The sequence below is a fragment of the Pseudomonas peli genome (genome assembly GCF_050563605.1).
In the GTDB taxonomy this organism is placed as follows: domain Bacteria; phylum Pseudomonadota; class Gammaproteobacteria; order Pseudomonadales; family Pseudomonadaceae; genus Aquipseudomonas; species Aquipseudomonas peli_A.
The window spans coordinates 1-245 of the sequence record NZ_JBNXUH010000450.1 but is presented as its reverse complement, the minus strand read 5'-3'; the positions used below and the strand labels follow the sequence as shown (position 1 = coordinate 245).

Sequence of the window (245 nt, the reverse complement as noted above, 5' to 3'; positions counted from 1 at the left end):
CCCGAGATCTACACTCGTGGAGCGTCGTCGCAAGAATCAGATGTAACACAGAGAAAGAACAAGGACGGGGAACGAAACGCAACCCATGCAGCCGAGGCCGCCAACCATGCGGACCGCGCCGCCAATCAGGGCAAGCAGACGGTGCAACACACCGCCGATGCAATTGCCGCCCTGGCGCAGGAGATCGCCCCGCCGGTAACCGGGGGCCAAACCTGGTCCAAGGACCTGTTCTTTATACCCACCCC

Annotated in this window: 1 protein-coding gene; it reads left to right on the top strand. The window is 61.6% G+C overall.

Translation table 11 applies throughout. The features are described from left to right. Positions 1-245 (top strand): hypothetical protein (locus tag ACQ4LH_RS22210; RefSeq protein WP_430699034.1); only part of this gene is annotated, 245 nt, incomplete at both ends.